The sequence below is a fragment of the Microbacterium sp. GW823-FHT02G05 genome, from assembly GCF_058797175.1.
This window is the reverse complement of record NZ_JBXAJK010000001.1, coordinates 1,792,834-1,809,073: the sequence shown is the minus strand read 5'-3', so window position 1 is coordinate 1,809,073 and position 16,240 is coordinate 1,792,834. Positions and strand designations below refer to the sequence as shown.

At 68.1% G+C, this 16,240-nt stretch carries 16 protein-coding genes and 1 tRNA gene; 7 read left to right on the top strand and 10 right to left on the bottom strand.

Annotated features, from left to right (window positions below; all coding sequences use genetic code 11):
- Positions 1-48: 48 nt before the first annotated feature.
- Positions 49-1,089: a zinc-binding dehydrogenase gene (locus AC1REM_RS08800; RefSeq protein ID WP_492514281.1), complete on the bottom strand. Its 1,041-nt coding sequence runs from the start codon at positions 1,087-1,089 to the stop codon at positions 49-51.
- Entirely contained in the window at positions 1,086-2,072 is a 987-nt protein-coding gene (locus AC1REM_RS08795) for a sugar phosphate isomerase/epimerase family protein (protein ID WP_492514280.1), read from the bottom strand. The genes AC1REM_RS08800 and AC1REM_RS08795 overlap by 4 nt, the downstream gene beginning before the upstream one ends.
- A gap of 120 nt (positions 2,073-2,192) precedes the next feature.
- On the opposite strand from AC1REM_RS08795, the gene AC1REM_RS08790 reads away from it, so the two are divergent.
- The 5 genes from AC1REM_RS08790 (at position 2,193) to AC1REM_RS08770 (ending at position 7,371) form a co-directional block, all read left to right on the top strand.
- Positions 2,193-3,233, top strand: coding sequence for an Ldh family oxidoreductase (locus AC1REM_RS08790; RefSeq protein ID WP_492514279.1), 1,041 nt, complete (start codon positions 2,193-2,195; stop codon positions 3,231-3,233).
- Positions 3,230-4,180 carry an NAD(P)-dependent oxidoreductase gene (locus AC1REM_RS08785; protein WP_492514278.1) on the top strand — a complete coding sequence of 317 codons (951 nt, stop codon included), beginning with the start codon at positions 3,230-3,232 and terminating at the stop codon, positions 4,178-4,180. Before AC1REM_RS08790 ends, AC1REM_RS08785 begins: the two co-directional genes overlap by 4 nt.
- A 5-nt stretch (positions 4,181-4,185) precedes the next feature.
- Complete coding sequence (locus AC1REM_RS08780; RefSeq protein WP_492514277.1) at positions 4,186-4,917, top strand: orotidine 5'-phosphate decarboxylase / HUMPS family protein; 732 nt, start codon at positions 4,186-4,188, stop codon at positions 4,915-4,917.
- 152 nt (positions 4,918-5,069) lie between these two features.
- On the top strand, positions 5,070-5,801 hold the full coding sequence (locus AC1REM_RS08775) for a response regulator transcription factor (RefSeq protein ID WP_378787641.1): 732 nt from the start codon (positions 5,070-5,072) through the stop codon (positions 5,799-5,801).
- A gap of 22 nt (positions 5,802-5,823) precedes the next feature.
- Positions 5,824-7,371 carry a sensor histidine kinase gene (locus AC1REM_RS08770; protein ID WP_492514276.1) on the top strand — a complete coding sequence of 516 codons (1,548 nt, stop codon included), beginning with the start codon at positions 5,824-5,826 and terminating at the stop codon, positions 7,369-7,371.
- Here AC1REM_RS08770 and AC1REM_RS08765 read toward each other — a convergent pair.
- The 6 genes from AC1REM_RS08765 to AC1REM_RS08740 form a co-directional block, all read right to left on the bottom strand.
- The gene (locus AC1REM_RS08765) at positions 7,365-8,915 is read right to left on the bottom strand and encodes an FAD-dependent oxidoreductase (RefSeq protein ID WP_492514275.1); all 1,551 of its coding nucleotides are present in this window, start codon (positions 8,913-8,915) and stop codon (positions 7,365-7,367) included. The genes AC1REM_RS08770 and AC1REM_RS08765 overlap by 7 nt on opposite strands.
- Positions 8,912-9,799 carry an FAD:protein FMN transferase gene (locus AC1REM_RS08760; RefSeq protein ID WP_492514274.1) on the bottom strand — a complete coding sequence of 296 codons (888 nt, stop codon included), beginning with the start codon at positions 9,797-9,799 and terminating at the stop codon, positions 8,912-8,914. The genes AC1REM_RS08765 and AC1REM_RS08760 overlap by 4 nt, the downstream gene beginning before the upstream one ends.
- Positions 9,800-9,804: 5 nt before the next feature.
- Positions 9,805-10,269 (bottom strand): FMN-binding protein, encoded by a 465-nt coding sequence (locus AC1REM_RS08755; protein ID WP_492514484.1) that lies wholly within the window; start codon positions 10,267-10,269, stop codon positions 9,805-9,807.
- Positions 10,270-10,389: 120 nt separating this feature from the next.
- Positions 10,390-11,424 carry a ribose-phosphate diphosphokinase gene (locus AC1REM_RS08750; RefSeq protein ID WP_492514273.1) on the bottom strand — a complete coding sequence of 345 codons (1,035 nt, stop codon included), beginning with the start codon at positions 11,422-11,424 and terminating at the stop codon, positions 10,390-10,392.
- A 7-nt stretch (positions 11,425-11,431) separates the two neighbouring features.
- Positions 11,432-12,862 carry a bifunctional UDP-N-acetylglucosamine diphosphorylase/glucosamine-1-phosphate N-acetyltransferase GlmU gene (gene glmU / locus AC1REM_RS08745; protein ID WP_492514272.1) on the bottom strand — a complete coding sequence of 477 codons (1,431 nt, stop codon included), beginning with the start codon at positions 12,860-12,862 and terminating at the stop codon, positions 11,432-11,434.
- Between the two features lies 1 nt (position 12,863).
- A tRNA-Gln gene (locus AC1REM_RS08740) sits at positions 12,864-12,935 on the bottom strand.
- A 90-nt stretch (positions 12,936-13,025) separates the two neighbouring features.
- On the opposite strand from AC1REM_RS08740, the gene AC1REM_RS08735 reads away from it, so the two are divergent.
- Positions 13,026-13,520, top strand: a complete 495-nt coding sequence (locus AC1REM_RS08735; protein ID WP_492514271.1) for a MarR family winged helix-turn-helix transcriptional regulator — start codon at positions 13,026-13,028, stop codon at positions 13,518-13,520.
- Between the two features lie 19 nt (positions 13,521-13,539).
- The gene (locus AC1REM_RS08730) at positions 13,540-14,487 is read left to right on the top strand and encodes a pseudouridine synthase (RefSeq protein ID WP_492514270.1); all 948 of its coding nucleotides are present in this window, start codon (positions 13,540-13,542) and stop codon (positions 14,485-14,487) included.
- A gap of 7 nt (positions 14,488-14,494) precedes the next feature.
- Here AC1REM_RS08730 and AC1REM_RS08725 read toward each other — a convergent pair whose 3' ends face one another.
- Complete coding sequence (locus AC1REM_RS08725; protein WP_492514269.1) at positions 14,495-15,154, bottom strand: methionine ABC transporter permease; 660 nt, start codon at positions 15,152-15,154, stop codon at positions 14,495-14,497.
- Entirely contained in the window at positions 15,154-16,197 is a 1,044-nt protein-coding gene (locus tag AC1REM_RS08720; protein ID WP_492514268.1) for a methionine ABC transporter ATP-binding protein, read from the bottom strand. Before AC1REM_RS08720 ends, AC1REM_RS08725 begins: the two co-directional genes overlap by 1 nt.
- Between the last annotated feature and the right edge of the window lie 43 nt (positions 16,198-16,240).

The following is a 16,240-nucleotide window of genomic DNA, read 5'->3' as shown; positions in this document are numbered from 1 at the left end:
GAGATCAGAGAGGGCGGATGCTGCGCAGCATCCGCCCTCTCTCGTTGATCAGCCCGGCATCACCATGACGGACTTGATGTTGCGCCCGGACTCCATGTCTTCGAACGCGCGCTTCCAGTCGGCGAGCTCGTAGACCCCGCCGAGCACCTTCTCGGTCTCCAGCGCACCCATGGAGAACAGCGACAGCACACGCTCCCAGGTCGTCCACGTGTGCGAGAAGGAACCGTAGAGCGTCGCCGCCTTCGCCACGAGCGGGTCGAGGCTGAAGTTCAGCGGCTGCGGCCCCCAGCCGACCTTGACGATGGATCCGAAGGGGCGAACGAGCTCGAGGCTCTGCTTCAGGGCGATGCTCACGCCCGTGGCGTCCACGACCACGTCGGCGCCGAACCCGTCGCCGAGCGTCGTGAGCAGCTCCGCGGGATCTTCCTTCGTGACGTCGATCGTGTAGTCCGCGCCGAGCTCGCGCAGCTTCGCGAGACGATGCTCATCCACGGGGGTGCCCAGCACGATCGTGGTGCCGGCACCGCGCAGGCGCGCGATCTGCAGCGCCAGGGCGCCGATCGCCCCTGCACCCTGAATCACGACGATGTCGCCGGGGGTGACCGTGGCACGCTCTACGAGAGCGTTGTAGGCGACGGCGAAGGGCTCGGTCATCGCGGCCTGCTCGAAGGTCACGTTCTCGGGAATCCGGTGCAGCACGCGCGGTTCGGCGCACAGCAGCTCGCCGAAGGCACCATCGCGGATCGCCCCGTACCCCTGACGGTGCGGGCAGAGGTTGTAGCGGCCCGTGCGGCACAGCGCACAGGTGCCGCAGATCGAGGCGGCCGTCTCACAGACGACGCGATCGCCGACCTGCCAGCCGGTCACGTCGTCCGCGACAGCGGCGATGACACCGGCGGTCTCATGCCCGAGAATGACCGGCAGCGCGACCTCCCAGCTCTGACCGTTGCGCCACATGTGGATGTCGGAGCCGCACACGCCGACGGCGCGCGCGGCGACGAGCACCGTGCCCGGCAGCAGCTCCGGCTCCGGCACATCGCGTACCTCGACGTCGCCGTCGTTCATCCCGAACTTCACCAGGGCCTTCATCGTGCGACCTCCTCGATCTCGCCCCGAGCGATGCTCGGGAGTCCTGCGGCGGCGAGCGCCGCCTCGTGGGTGCGCACGCGCACCGCGGTGGAGCCGCCGAAGTACGTCTCGCGCGCCTCGCGGAGGAACTCGACCGACTCGGCCATCTCGCCCATGCCGTTGACGCCGTCCTCGATACTGATCCAGCCGTCATAGCCGGCGTCGGCGAGGGTGCGGAAGATGCGATCGTAGTCATTGAGCCCCTGGCCGATCACGCCATGCTGGAGCGCGGGCGAATAGCCGAGCGTGCCGTCACTCTGGCGCAGGTCGTCGAGCGATGCTCCCGGAGCAAGTGAGCGGTCGGATGCCTGCATCGTGACGACACGGTCGATGACCTGCTCGAGGAAGTCCGCGGAGTCATCACCGGCAACGATCGCGTTCGAGGGGTCGAACTGCACACCGAAGCTTGCGCGATCGTCGATCGCGTCGAGGATCTCCAGGAAGACATCCGACTTCTGCGCGAACTCGGGATACCGCCAGAAGCCGTCCTTGTAGTGATTCTCCAGTCCGAGCGTGACGCCCAGTTCCCGCGCGATCGGGAGCAGTCGGGTGATCGCATCGACGACCCACTCGACACCCTGCCCGCGGGAGACCTCGGGATGCTTCTGCCCCGAGAGCACGCGGGTGCTCGCACCCCGACCACCCAGCCGGGCCGTGATGCGCATCATCTCGATCTCGCGATCGAACTCTGCCTTGCGCACCTCGGGATCCGGGTTGGTGAAGTCGGGCGAGACGCACAGCATCGGCATCTCGAACCCGGCGGCCTCGAGATGCTCGCCGACCTGGTCGATGTAGTCATCGTCGGTCTGCCAGAACATTCCGCTGTACAGCTCCAGGCCTTCGGCCGGGAGCACACGGGCCTTCTCTATCCAGTCGAACACCGTCATGGTGCGGTCGACCGCCAAGGCGGTGAGATCGCCCTTGGGGAAAACGCTGATCCTCATTGATTCCTCGCTCTGATTTTCGGGGGTCAGGTATAAAAGTATTACGAATAAGATTATTATGCGAGAGTGCATCTGCACGACGCACCCGCACACCACGCAACGATGCGAAAGGGAATCGACATGACGCTCGACAGCACAGCGCTCCAGTCCTGGGCCGCGAGGCTTCTCACCTCGTGGGGCTACAGCGACGACGACGCGGCCTACATCGCCGACACACTTGTGGACGCGAACCTCCGGGGAGTCGATTCGCACGGCGTGATCCGGCTGCCGGCCTACCACGCGCGCATCGACGCCGGACTCGTCGTTCCCACCGCACGGCCGGTCGTGACCCGCGAGGGCGGTGTCATCCGCGTGGACGCCGCCGGCGCTCCCGGGCAGCTCGCCGCGCGCGCGGCCGTCGCAGCCCTCGTCGAGGCGAGCGGCGAACTCGGCGTCGCGAGCGCCGTCATCCACGGCAGCACGCACTTCGGCACAGCCGGCTACTACGCCCGCGCACTGGCTGCGCAGGGCAAGATCGGCATCGTCGTCTCGAACTCCGAGCCGGCTGTCGTCCCCTTCGGCGGACGAGATGCCTTCCTCGGCACCAACCCGTTCGCGTTCGCCGCGCCCACCGGCGGCGACCCGATCAGCCTCGACATGGCAACCAGCACGAGCGCGATGGGGCGCGTGATGGTGGCTCAGGCGGCAGGTAAACCCATTCCCGCAGACTGGGGAGTCGACGCCGAGGGCCGCCCGACCACCGACCCGCACGCCGTGAAGGCGCTGCTGCCCGCGGGCGGCCCCAAGGGCTACGGTCTCGCCTATCTGACCGAAGTGCTGGGCGGTGTGCTCTCGGACGCTGCCATCGCCTCCGGAATCGGAAACATGTACTCCGACTTCTCCCGCCCGCAGGACGTCGGCCACTGGATGCTCGCACTCGACGTCGAGCGGTTCCTTCCGTTCGGGCAGTTCACGCAGCGCATGGATGGCCTCGCGGCCGACGCGCACGCCATCGCCCCCGCGCCGGGGAACAGCCAGGTCCTGGTGCCCGGCGAACCCGAGGAGCGCACGAAGGCCGCGCGCCTGAGCAACGGCATCGACCTGCCTGCGGCGACAATCGAAGAGCTCACCCTCCTCGGCGTCGCGTCCGAGGTGCCGTTCCCCGAAGGAGACATCCGATGAAGCTGCTCGTCCCGAACCTGATCGCTTTCGAGACCACCCTCGATGGAGTCGAGGTCGTGCATTTCGACCCGACCGCGCCGATTCCGGCAGAGCACCGCGACGCTGAGGCGCTGGTCGTCTGGGGCGCGGGAGCATCGCTGCTCCAGGATGCGGTCGCGAACCTTCCGCAGCTGCAGTGGGTGCAGCTGCTCTCGGCGGGCAGCGACGCGGCCCTGGCCGCAGGCTTCCGCGACGACATCGTCATCACGAGCGGCCGTTCACTGCACGATGCCCCCGTCGCCGAGCACGCGCTCGCACTGACCCTCGCGGCCGCACGCCGTCTGCACACCCTCGGGCGCGCGCAGATCGGCCACCGCTGGGCGGAGGAGATCGGTGGCATCCAGCCGGAGCCGAGCCCCGGGGTGTTCTCGACGCTGCGCGGTGCGCGTGTGGTGATCTGGGGCTACGGCAGCATCGGCTCGACCCTCGCCCCTCACCTCGCGGCCCTCGGGGCGCAGGTCACCGGCGTCGGCACCACGCCCCGCGTCGAAGGCGATGTCTCCGTCGTCACCTCGGCGGAGCTCCCCGCGCTCTTCCCCGAGACCGACGTCGTGATCATGATCCTGCCGGCGTCTGCCGCGACCGATGGTGCGATGAGCGCGGAACTGCTCGCGGCACTCCCCCGTCACGCCTGGGTCATCAACGTCGGCCGCGGCACGACGATCGACGAAGGCGCGCTCATCGATGCGCTGCGCGACAACCGGATCGGCGGCGCGGCGCTCGACGTGACGGCCGTCGAGCCGCTGCCCGTGGACTCCGCACTCTGGGACCTGCCCAACCTGATCCTCACGCCGCACGCCGCGGGCGGCCGCCCCCTGGGCGCGGCCGATCTGATCGCTCACAACCTCTCTGCTCATCTGCACGGCGAATCGCTGCGCAATGTCGTACACCCCACACGAAAGGCCTGAACCGCATGTCGACGTCGATCCGTGGAATCACACGCGAATCCCTCACTCGCCCGCTCGTGCAGATCTCTCTCGATCTCACCAACAACACCGAAGCGCTGCGCACGGCCGCGATCGCGGTCGAGGCGGGTGCGGACTGGATCGAGGTGGGTACGCCACTCGTGCTGGCCGAGGGCTTGCACGCGGTGCGCGCGCTGCGCAAGGAGTTCCCGGACAAGCCGATCATCGTCGACCTGAAGACGATGGACGGCGGCTACCTCGAAGCCGAGATGATGGGCGACGCCGGCGCCGACGCCGTGATCGTGATGGGTCAGGCGCACGACGCCACGATCGCCGCGGTCATCGAGGCGGGAGACCGCTTCGGCATGCTCGTGATGGGTGACGATCTGGGTGCCGCGGATCGCGTCGCCGAATGCGCACGGCTGGAGGCGCTCGGGGTCGGCATGGTCATCCACCACATCGGCTACGACCACCGCAACGCCAACCCGCACCTGGGTCTCACGCCGCTGACCGACCTTCCGGGCATCGTCGCGGCGACGACCGTGCCGGTGCAGGCCGTCGGCGGACTCTCGATCGAGCAGGCCGCCGGATGCCCCGCGATCGGCGCCCCGGTCGTGGTGTTCGGTGCTCCGCTCGCGATCGATGGAAAGTCGTTCAGCGCAGCGGACGGGGACCTGCTCGGCGTTCTCACGGATGCCTGCGCCCGCGTGCACGCGGCCCCGATCGTCTACCCGAGCTAAAGCCCCGCGGTCGCTCTCCCCTGCCGAGAAACCACTTCCCGCGCGAGAAACCACGTCAGCACGTGCGTCTCGGGCAGGGGGTGGTTTCTCGCGTAGTGACGATCCCGAAAGCTCTCATAGGAAACTCATAGGCGAGCGAGGACAATAGAAGCATGAACGATCTGCCTGCTCCTGAGCTTCGCCGTCCGGATGGTTCCCCGCTGCGCATCCTCGCCGTCGACGACGAACCGATGCTGACCGACCTGCTCGCCATGGCTCTGCGCATGGAGGGCTGGGAGGTGCGTACCGCGGCGTCGGGCACCGAGGCGCTGCAGGTCGTGCGCGAATTCGGGCCGGACGCACTCGTTCTCGACGTCATGATGCCCGACCTCGACGGACTCGGCGTCCTCAAGCGACTGCGCGAGGCGGGCAACCTCGTTCCCGTGCTCTTCCTCACGGCGAAGGACGCCGTCGGCGACCGCATCGCCGGTCTCACCGCGGGCGGCGATGACTATGTCACCAAGCCTTTCAGCCTCGAAGAGGTCGTCGCCCGTCTGCGTGCGGTGATCCGACGAAGCGGCGGTGCGGCATCCGACGGCGCCGACGCGATTCTGCAGGTCGGCGATCTCAGCCTCAACGAGGACAGCCACGAAGTGCTGCGCGACGGCACCGAGATCGAGCTCACCGCGACGGAGTTCGAACTCCTCCGCTACCTCATGCGCAACGAGCGCCGCGTGCTGTCGAAGGCGCAGATCCTCGATCGTGTCTGGAGCTACGACTTCGGCGGTCGCTCCAGCGTCGTCGAGCTGTACATCTCGTACCTCCGCAAGAAGATCGACGCCGGACGCACGCCGCTGATCCACACCGTCCGAGGCGTCGGCTACATGATCAAGTCGCCGCAGTAGCATCCGCCGACAGCTGAGTACCGTGAGCGCTTCTCCCCCACCCGCCGCCGTCTTCACCGCGCCCTCGCCGCGTCGCCCGCTGACGCTGCAGGCGCGACTCATGGCCGCCGTCATCGGCTTCGTCTCGCTGATCGTCGTGATCATCGCGATCATCACGAGCGCGACGCTCGGCCAAACCCTGGAAGAGGGCCTGCGCCAGCAGCTGCTCACGAACCGCGACCGCGTCGCGCAGATCACGACCGAGCAAGCGCTGCTCTCGCACACCGTGCCGACCGCGACGAATCTGCTGATCGGGCGCTCAGTCCCCCCGGGCATTCTGCTCATCCTCATCGCGCCCGACCGCACCGCCACCGGTGCCGTCGTCGGCGACGACGGCACGACGACAGAGCTCACGACCCAGCAGATGCAGCAGGCGGGCCTCGCGATCACCGAGAACCGCGGAACCACGGCGATCAGCTCACTCGGCTCCTACCAGGTGACCCACGACGTGCTGCAGACGACGCAGCTGCTCGGCGGCGATGTGAACATCATCGTGGGTCTTCCTCGCGAGCAGATCCAGCGCAACATCGGCGCCCTGTTCACGACAATCGCGCTCACGACCTTCGGCGGACTCATCCTGCTCGCGCTCACGACAGCGATCACGATCCGTCTCGGCCTGCGTCCGCTGCGCGCGGTGGCGGCGACCGCCACTCGTGTCGCGAACCAGCCGCTGGACCGCGGTGCCGTGCAGATCCAGGAGCGCGTTCCCCCCACGGAAGCCGATCCGCGCACCGAGACAGGACTCGTGGGCGCCGCGCTCAACAAGCTCCTCGACCACGTCGACGCCTCGCTGGCGGCGCGGCAGAAGAACGAAGAGCGGATGCGGCGCTTCGTCGCCGACGCAAGCCACGAGTTGCGCACCCCGCTGACGTCGATCCGCGGCTACTCCGAGCTCTCGCTGCGCGACACGACTCTCCCCGAGACGACCCACACGGCGCTGGAGCGCATCCAGGCGCAGTCGCTACGCATGACACGCCTCGTCGAGGACCTGCTGCTGCTCGCGCGTCTGGATGAGGGACGCGAACTCGTGCACAGCGCCGTCGACCTGTCCCGACTGGCCGTCGAAGCAGTCGCGGATGCCCGACCCACGGCGCCCGATCATTCCTGGAACATCGAGCTGCCCGACGAACCCGTCATCGTGACGGGTGACTCCGGCCGCCTGAGCCAGGTGATCGTGAATCTCCTGGCGAACGCACGCACGCATACCCCGGCGGGCACGCAGGTCACTCTCCGTCTGGAAAGAGACAGGAACACGGCCGTGCTGCGCGTGCACGATGACGGGCCGGGAATCGCCCCGGAGCACCGCGAGGAGCTGTTCGCCCGCTTCGCGCGCGGCGATGTCTCCCGCGCGCGGCAGACCGGCGGCAGCGGTCTCGGGCTTGCGATCGTCAAGGCGATCGTGGAGGGCCACAGCGGCACCATCCGGGTCGACAGCGAGCCGGGCGACACGACCTTCACGGTGCGGCTGCCGCTTGCCCCGGTGGAGACGTCAGACGCGGAGGCGACCCCGCACCCCGCGGCGGATCAGTAGCCGGCGAAGGCGTCGGTTCGCACGCTGCGCGCGGTCCGAAGCGCCGGCGAGAGGTCGGCGATCAGCCGCGGCGGACCGGAAAGGAGCACGTGCCTCTCGGCCAGGTCGGGCACCAGCCGCGCGAGCTGAGTGCCGTCGAGACGTGCTCCTCCGGCCCACATCCAGTTCGCCGACAGCGCCGGCGGCTCGTCGCGCGTGAATGCGATGACGCGGACGCCGCAGCGCTCGAGCTCGTCGCGGAACGCCAGCTCGGCGGACTCTGCGGTGACGTACACGAGGACGATGTCGCGGTCGCCGCCCTGCGCCTGAAGCTCCCGCAGCTGGGACACGAAGGGAGTGACGCCGATCCCGGCGGCGACCAGAAGGACCGGCGCTTCGCCCCGAGGAAGCACGAAATCACCCCAGACGCCCGTCGCGCGCAGCGTCTGCCCCACCCCGACCTGCCGCAGCGCGCGCTTGTAGCTGGACGGATGCTGCTGCGTGCCGTCTCGGTACGCCACGCGAAGCTCCGGAAGATCGCTCGGGGCGGAGAGAATGCTGAACTCGCGGCGTGTACCCCGGACGTCGGGCCGCGCATGCGGGACCTCGAGCTCCAGATACTGTCCGGCGATGACTCGCGGACGTCCTTCCACCTCGAAGGTCAGCTCGTGCACCGTGGGAGTGACGAGCCGACGCCCGGCGAGCGTGAGACGCAGTCCTCCGCGCAGTGCCAGGGCGAACGCAAGCAGGTTGCCGATGAGCAGTGCGCGCTCCTGCCCGAGAGTCACGAAACTACCCACGAGGACGGGCCACCCCACGAGCACACCCACGACGGTCGCGACCGTGAACTGCTGCCGACGGCGAGGCGGCAGGGTCAGCGGTTCAGAGAGCATGAAGGCGCCGAGGAACAGCACCGGGGATTGCAGCAGTGAGAGCGTGAGAGATTCTCCCGCGGAGAAGGTCAGGCCGAACTGCGCGGAGATCGTGACATCACGCACGAGAGCCGTGGCGACGGCGACGGCGACGAAGAGCGCGACGATGCGAACGCGTTCGGTGCGCCACAGCACGATGAGTCCGAGAAGCACCACGGGCGCGACGAGCGCCGGTGTGCCCACCCACCACGACGAGAAGGTGCCGATGCCCGCCACGGTCACGACGGTCGCCCCCACCGCCGCCGGATTGAGGAAGTGACGTCCGCGCCAGGCGATCACGTACTTCGACAGTGCAGCGACGGCACCAGCCACCGCGAGGGAGCCGAGTTCGGCGGGGGACGTCCCGGGTTGCAGCACGAACAGGAGGATGAGCGCGGTGATGAGGGACGATTCCACCCGCCAGGCCCGGCGCACCACGCGCTGGCAGATCGCATCCACGACCGCGACCGCCGCAGCCAGCACCAGGAGGGACGACAGGAGCGCTAAGGGATTCACCCCGACGAGCCCCGTGAACGACAGCACGAGGGCGATCACCGCGAGCGCGAGGAGTGCGAGCAGCACCGTCCGGTACATCGACAGCATCCCAAGAAGCGCAAGAACCCGCTGTCGCACAGCGATGAGCGATGTGATCACGACTGGCCCTCTCTCCGTCCGTGCGCCGTGTCGGCAAGGAACAGCGTGGCGACGCCATCCGAAGACTGCTCCACTCGTCCATCCGTGCCCATGCGCACCCAGGACACACCCCAGCGCGCGGCGAGATCCGGGCCGCCCTCGAAGAACAGCGCCGTCGCGATCGCATCCGCCGTCATCGCGTCGGGGGCCATCGCCCAGGTCGCCGCCCAGGTGCGCACCGGCTGTCCCGTGCGGCCGTCGAGCACATGGTGCAGACCGTCTCCCCAGGCGCGCCGATTGATCGCGGATGCGCAGAGCGCCGCATCCTGTATCGTCACGACTCCGATCGCCGACCTCGGATCATAGGGATGCTCCAAGGCGACCCGCACCGGCGCTCCGCGCGTCGCGAGGTCGCCGCTCGCGTCGACGATCACGCGTCCTTCCACGGGCGCGAGCGCGGCGAGAACCCGGTCGACGAGACGACCTTTTCCGATGGCGCCGACATCGATCGTTCCGGGCCCGTCCAGCGAGAGAGACTGCTCCGACCACCGCAGCCGCTGCTCCCAGTCCGACGGCGCCGCGCGCGGCGCATCCGCTCGCAGCGATACCGCCGCGTCGTACCCCAGCGCTGCCAGGCTGTCGCCGATGAGCGGATTCACCGCGCCTCCGGTGGCGTGCGACAGCGCACGGTAAATGTCGAGCAGCCGCACGGCGTCTGGCGGTGCCGCGATCTCGCCGCCGGCCACAGCGAGCGCCGACACCTGCGAATCAGCGCGAAAACGTGACCACCCCCGGTCGAACCCGGTGATCTCCTCACGAACGCTCGCGCGCAGCTGCGGGCTGAGCACCTCGTCGGTCTCGATCTCCCAGTGCGTGCCAATCGCCTCGAACGGCCAGACGGGCATGGCGCTTACTCCGCGGCCTGCGCCTTGATCTCCTCGACGGCCTGATTGAAGCCGCCACTCGTGAGCGACGACCCTGCAACGCGATCGACCTTCAGCTCATCGATCGGCACGCCCGTCACGACGGCCGCGATCCCGTCGATGAACTGCCCCTGGTACTGCACGGTCTCACGCGCCTGCGGGTCGCCCGTCACCTCGACGCCCTCGACGGCGCCATCGGCAAGGGTCAAAGTCACGGAGATGGTCTCGGGCATGCCCTCGGGCGTGCGATAGGTTCCCTCGGCCGTGTACGTGCCGTCCTTGTAGGAGCCGCTCGCGCTGTCGGTCGATGCGGGAGCACTGGCGTCTGCGCCCGCATCGGGCGACGCGGGAGCCGCGCATCCGGCCAGGGCGGTGGCACCGGCGACCCCGATGAGGGCCGCTGCCATCCGCAACGCGGGGGTGCGAGACGGGGTCAGGGGTGTACGGATCATGCGTTCCTCCTGCTCGGTGAGAACGGATGCCACAGCCGTGGCGTCCTCTGCGTGGATGCTTCCGCGCACGCGCTGACGCTACGCGCCACGACTGTGGACGCGCTGTGATGTGGCGAGAGGTTACGCTTCGCCGCCGAACATGCTCGTCACCGAGCCATCCTCGAAGACCTCGTGGATCGCGCGGGCCAGCAGCGGTGCGATCGGGAGAATCACGAGGCCCGGGAAGTTGCGGTCTGCGGCCAGAGGGACGGTGTCGGTGACGACGACCTCGTCGACGGCCTCGTCCTGCAGACGCACCGCGGCCGGGTCGCTGAAGATCGCGTGCGTCGCCGCCACGATGACCTTGCGTGCGCCGTTCGCCTTGAGAGCCTGCGCGGCCTTGACGATCGTGCCGCCCGTGTCGATCATGTCGTCGACGAGGAGGCAGGTGCGACCGTCGACGGTGCCGACGATCTCATGCACGGTGACCTGGTTGGCGACCTTGGGATCGCGACGCTTGTGGATGATCGCGAGCGGTGCACCCAGGCTGTCGGACCAGGTGTCGGCGACGCGCACACGACCCATGTCGGGCGAGACGATCGTCAGCGTCTCGCGGTCTTCTTCACTGAGCGTGCGCTCGAAGTAGTCCAGGAGCACGGGCTTCGCGAAAAGGTGGTCCACGGGCCCGTCGAAGAAGCCCTGAATCTGCGCGGCGTGCAGGTCGACGCTCATGACACGATCGGCGCCGGCCGTCTTGAGCAGGTCGGCGACGAGGCGGGCGCTGATCGGCTCACGGCCGCGGCCCTTCTTGTCCTGACGCGAGTACGGGTAGTAGGGGGCCACGACGGTGATGCGCTTGGCCGACGCGCGCTTTGCGGCGTCGATCATGATCAGCGTCTCCATGAGCCACTCGTTGACGGGCTCACCGAAGGACTGGATCAGGAAGAGGTCGCACCCGCGGATCGACACATCGAACCGCGAGTAGATCTCACCCGAGGCGAAGGTGCGGTGCTCAGTGGGAGCGAGTTCCGTGCCGAGTGCCGCAGCGACGGCTTTCGCGAGCTCGGGGTGTGAGCGCCCGCCCGCGACGACGAGTCGCTTCTTGGTCTTCGCGACGAGACTCGGAGCGACGCTCTTCGCCCGATCGAGATCGGTCTTCTTCTTCTTCTGACCCATGGTCTGGTTACTCCGCCGATCGTGCTCGGGTTGCCGCGTTCGCAGCTTCCGTGCCTGCCCTGTTCTTCTCGACCCATCCATCGACATTGCGCTGGGGGGCGACACTCAGAGCCAGGGCACCGGCGGGCACATCCTTGCGGATGACCGCTCCTGCCCCGGTTTTCGCGCCTGCGCCCAGTCTAACGGGAGCCACGAACACGTTGTGCGACCCGGTGTGCACCTCGTCGCCGATCTCGGTGCGGTGCTTGGTGATGTCGTCGTAGTTCGCGGTGATCGCGCCGGCGCCGAGATTGACGCCCGTGCCGATGTTCGCATCCCCGATGTACGACAGGTGCGGCACCTTGCTGCCCTCGCCGATGGTCGAGTTCTTCGTCTCGACGAACGCGCCGATCTTGCCCTTGGCACCGAGAACCGTGCCGGGGCGCAGGAACGAGAACGGGCCGACGGTCGCACCCGCGCCGATGACGGCGAGCGTCGCATCCGTGCGACGGACGATCGCCCCCTCGCCGACCTCGCAGTCGACGAGTGAGGTGTCAGGACCCACGATGGCGCCCTCGCCGATCGTCGTGGCCCGCAGGATGTGTGTGTTGGGCAGGATCGTGACGTCGGGAGAAAGCGTCGCATCGTCGTCGATCCACGTGGTCGCGGGGTCGATGACGGTGACGCCCTCGCGCTGCCAGCGGCGCACGATGCGGGCGTTGAGCTCTCGACCGACCTCGGCGAGCTGCACGCGGTCGTTGATGCCGAAGGTGGCCACGGCATCGGCGGTGACCTCCGCGGCGACCGCTTCCTTCGCGGCACGCAGCAGACCGATGACATCCGTCAGGTACATCTCGCCCTGCGCGTTGTTCTGGTCGACCCGCGCGAGGAAGGTGCGCAGCGGGTTCGCACGGAACACGTACACGCCGGAGTTGATCTCGTCGATCGCGGCCTCTTCGGCCGACGCATCCTTCTGCTCGACGATGCGCAGGACGGCGCCGCTGTCGTCGCGGATGATGCGGCCGTAGCCGCTGGGGTCGGGGACGCGCGCGGTCAGGACGGTGGCGGCGGCGGATGCCGCACGGTGGCCGTCGAGCAATGCCTGCAGAGTGTCGGCATCGAGCAGCGGCACGTCGCCGGAGAGCACGAGCACGTCGCCGTCGAAGTCGTCGGGAAGGGCGTCGAGGGCGACCTGGACAGCGCGTCCGGTGCCGGGGATCTCGTCCTGGTCGACGAAGACCGCGTCGGGGTAGGCCTCGCTCAGCGTCGCGACGACCGTGTCGCGCTCATGTCGGACCACCACCTCGATGTGATCGGCGCCCAGGCGCCCCGCGGTGGTCAGCACGTGACCGACGAGCGGGCGACCGCCGATGGGATGCAGCACCTTGGGGAGGCGCGACTTCATGCGCGTTCCCTGGCCTGCAGCGAGGATGACGATTGCGAGAGTGTTCCCAGTCATGCTCCGCCGCCAGGACTCGAACCTAGACCTCACAGCTCCAAAGGCTGTCGTGCTGCCATTACACCACGGCGGACCGCGGCGCGCAGGCCGCCTGATAAGTCTGCCACGCCACGCGCACTCCTCGCGGACAGCGACGCCATCGAGAGACCGCGATAATGGCCTCATGAGCTCTAGCGACGAAGTCGACCGCATCGTCGCGGCGTGGGTCACCCAGCGCCCCGACCTGGATTTCTCGCCCCTGGAAGTGCTCTCCCGTGTCGATCGCCTCTCCCGCCACCTCGACCGCGCACGTCGCGAGGTCTTCCGGCGCAGCGACCTGGAGTCCTGGGAGTGGGATGTCCTGTCCGCTCTCCGTCGCGCAGGCGCCCCTTTCCAGCTCTCCCCCAAGCAGCTGCTGCAGCAGACACTCGTGTCCAGCGGCACGATGACCAACCGGATCGACCGTCTCGTGGGCCGCCGACTGGTCAAGCGCGAAGCCGATCCGGCCGACGGGCGCAGCGTGCTGGTCACACTCAGCGATGACGGGCGCATCCGGGTGGATGCCGCGATCACTCGCCTGGTCGATGCCGAGGCCGAGCTGCTCGCCGCACTCCCCCGCGGAGACCGCGAACGGCTCGCTGCGCTACTGCGCAAGCTCAGCCTGAGCTTCGACTCATGATGGCGGCACGCTGATGGCCATGCGCTCCCCGCTCCCCGTGCGCGACGGCGTCGGGGCCACCCGCCTGCACGTGCCGCGCACAGGCCCCTGGGCGACGATCGCCGACTACATGGTCGAGCGCTTCTTCCACCTCGACCCCGATGTGCTGCGCGAGCGCTTCGACCGCGGCGAGATCGTCTCGATCACGGGTGCCGCGCTCGCGCGCGACACTCCGCTGGGGGCGGAGGAGTTCGTCTGGTACTACCGGGAACCTCCGGTGGAGACGCCGCTGCCTGTAGTCGAGGAGATCCTGCACATCGACGACGACCTGATCGTCCTCGACAAGCCGCACTTCCTCCCGACGACGCCCGGGGGTCGCTACCTGCAGAACTCGGCGCTCGTGCGGCTGCGCAATCGGCTCGACAATCCGGATATCGCGCCGATCCACCGGCTCGATCGGGCGACGGCGGGACTCCTGCTCTTCTCGGCACGTCCGGCCAGTCGCGGCCCGTACCAGCTGCTGTTCGAGAACCGTCAGGTCGAGAAGGTGTACGAGGCCGTCTCCGATCTTCCCGCGGGGTGGGATCCGGAGGCGCCGATGCTCGCGGGCCGTGAGTTCCCCCTCATCTACCGCAACCACATCAAGAAGCTACGTGGCACGGTGCGCGTGAACGTCGATGACGAGCGTGATCCGAACGCGGAGACGCTCATCGAGCTCCTGGGGCACGATGACCGGGTGCTGCATACCCTGCTGCGCCCGCACAGCGGAAAGATGCACCAGCTCCGCGTGCATCTCGCCGCGCTCGGCGCGGGCATCCGCAACGATGCCTTCTACCCCGATCTCCTCGACGAGACGCCGGACGACTACGACCGTCCTCTGCAGCTGCTCGCGCGAGAACTGCGCTTCGTCGACCCGCTGAGTGGCGAGCCGCGCTCGTTCCGCACCCGACGCACCCTGCAGGATGCGCCGGACGGCGAAACGTCGTAGACGACACTCAGCGACGCATCGCCTTTCGGGCGAGACGGGTGCCGAGCGTCTGGACGATCTGCACGAACACAACGATCAGGATGATCGCTGCCCACATGACCACCGGCTCGAACTGGCGGTGACCGTAGACCAGCGCGAACGCGCCGAGGCCACCGCCGCCGATGGCACCGGCCATCGCTGTCATGTCGATCAGCGCGACGATGACGAACGTGTAGCCGAGAATCAACGGTCCGAGCGCCTCTGGCACGACGACCGTGAAGAGGATGCGCAGTGGGCCCGCGCCCATCGCCCGCGCCGCCTCGATCACACCGGGCGACACCGACACCAGGTGCTGCTCGACGATACGGCCGATCGCGAATGCTGCGGCGATACCGATCGCGAAGGCTCCGGCGTTCACGCCGATGCCGGTGCCGATCACCGCGCGTGTGAACGGCATCAGCACCGCGAGAAAGATCACGAACGGAATCGGTCGGAAGAAGTTCACGACGAAGCTGAGAAGCCCATTCGCGAACCGATTCGCGAGCAGACCGCCCACCCGCGTCGTGTACAGCCCGAGACCGATGAGCGTTCCCAGAACCCCACCCAGCACGAGCGCGTAAGTGGTCATGTACAGCGTCTCGAGCGCTGCCTTCCAGAATTCAGGGCCGAGTTCGATCAGACGATCCATCAGCGTGCCCCCTCTCGCTCGATCTCCGTGACTTCGACAGCGGCACCGATCTTCACGAGCGCCGCGTCGATCGCCGCATCCGATCCGCGAATCGCCAGCGTCAGATGACCGAACGCGCGGCCGCGGATGTCGTTGATGCCGCCGTAGACGAGCTCGAAGTCGAGTCCGGCGTCGGCGAGATCGACGAAGACCTGCGCCTGCGAGGAGTCACCGTCGCGGAATGAGAACGTGACGAGTCGACCCTCGTGACGCTCACGCAGCGCCGCACTCTCCGCCGGAGAGGGAATGCCCTTGACGACGGTCGCGACGAAACGCTGCGACGCCGGGTTCTGCGGAGCGGAGAAGACCTCGAACACGTCGCCCTGCTCGATGACGCGCCCGTTCTCCATGACAGCGACCTTCGTCGCGATCGTCTGGATGACGTCCATCTCGTGCGTGATGATCACGATCGTGACGTTCTGCTCGGCATTGACGCGCTTCAGCAGATCCAGCACCTCGTGCGTGGTCTGGGGGTCGAGTGCACTCGTGGCCTCGTCGGCCAGCAGGATCGCCGGCCGCGTCGCGAGAGCGCGGGCGATGCCGACGCGCTGCTTCTGCCCGCCCGAGAGCTGCTCGGGGTACGCGCGCGCCTTGTCGTTCAGACCGACGAACGTCAGCAGCTCATCAACGCGGGCATCGATGTCGGCCTTCGACCACCCCGCGAGCTTCAGCGGGTAGGCGATGTTCGCGCGCACGGTCTTCGCGGAAAAGAGATTGAACTGCTGGAAGATCATGCCGATGCCGCCGCGCACCGCACGCAACTGCTTCTCGGAAAGCGTGGTGATGTCGGTGCCGTCGACTTCGATCGTCCCTGCGGATGCGGGCTCCAGCGCGTTGATCAGGCGGACGAGCGTGGATTTGCCGGCGCCGGAGTAGCCGATGATGCCGAAGACATCGCCGCGTTCGATCTCGAGCGAGACATCATCGACGGCGGTCACCTCGGCGCCGCCCTTCTGGGTGGGCGGGTAGGTCTTCGACACATTCGTGAGAGTCACGATGGACATGCGGGTGCTCCGATGAAGAGAAAAGGGGAATCGGGCGGTGCCA

Excerpts from the sequence above, each read along its gene's own strand:
- AC1REM_RS08800 (WP_492514281.1), bottom strand. The coding sequence starts at position 1,089 with ATGAAGGCCCTGGTGAAGTTCGGGATGAACGACGGCGACGTCGAGGTA.
- AC1REM_RS08795 (WP_492514280.1), bottom strand. The coding sequence starts at position 2,072 with ATGAGGATCAGCGTTTTCCCCAAGGGCGATCTCACCGCCTTGGCGGTC.
- AC1REM_RS08790 (WP_492514279.1), top strand. The coding sequence starts at position 2,193 with ATGACGCTCGACAGCACAGCGCTCCAGTCCTGGGCCGCGAGGCTTCTC.
- AC1REM_RS08785 (WP_492514278.1), top strand. The coding sequence starts at position 3,230 with ATGAAGCTGCTCGTCCCGAACCTGATCGCTTTCGAGACCACCCTCGAT.
- AC1REM_RS08780 (WP_492514277.1), top strand. The coding sequence starts at position 4,186 with ATGTCGACGTCGATCCGTGGAATCACACGCGAATCCCTCACTCGCCCG.
- AC1REM_RS08775 (WP_378787641.1), top strand. The coding sequence starts at position 5,070 with ATGAACGATCTGCCTGCTCCTGAGCTTCGCCGTCCGGATGGTTCCCCG.
- AC1REM_RS08760 (WP_492514274.1), bottom strand. The coding sequence starts at position 9,799 with ATGCCCGTCTGGCCGTTCGAGGCGATTGGCACGCACTGGGAGATCGAG.
- AC1REM_RS08755 (WP_492514484.1), bottom strand. The coding sequence starts at position 10,269 with ATGATCCGTACACCCCTGACCCCGTCTCGCACCCCCGCGTTGCGGATG.
- AC1REM_RS08750 (WP_492514273.1), bottom strand. The coding sequence starts at position 11,424 with ATGGGTCAGAAGAAGAAGAAGACCGATCTCGATCGGGCGAAGAGCGTC.
- glmU (WP_492514272.1), bottom strand. The coding sequence starts at position 12,862 with ATGACTGGGAACACTCTCGCAATCGTCATCCTCGCTGCAGGCCAGGGA.
- AC1REM_RS08735 (WP_492514271.1), top strand. The coding sequence starts at position 13,026 with ATGAGCTCTAGCGACGAAGTCGACCGCATCGTCGCGGCGTGGGTCACC.
- AC1REM_RS08730 (WP_492514270.1), top strand. The coding sequence starts at position 13,540 with ATGCGCTCCCCGCTCCCCGTGCGCGACGGCGTCGGGGCCACCCGCCTG.
- AC1REM_RS08725 (WP_492514269.1), bottom strand. The coding sequence starts at position 15,154 with ATGGATCGTCTGATCGAACTCGGCCCTGAATTCTGGAAGGCAGCGCTC.
- AC1REM_RS08720 (WP_492514268.1), bottom strand. The coding sequence starts at position 16,197 with ATGTCCATCGTGACTCTCACGAATGTGTCGAAGACCTACCCGCCCACC.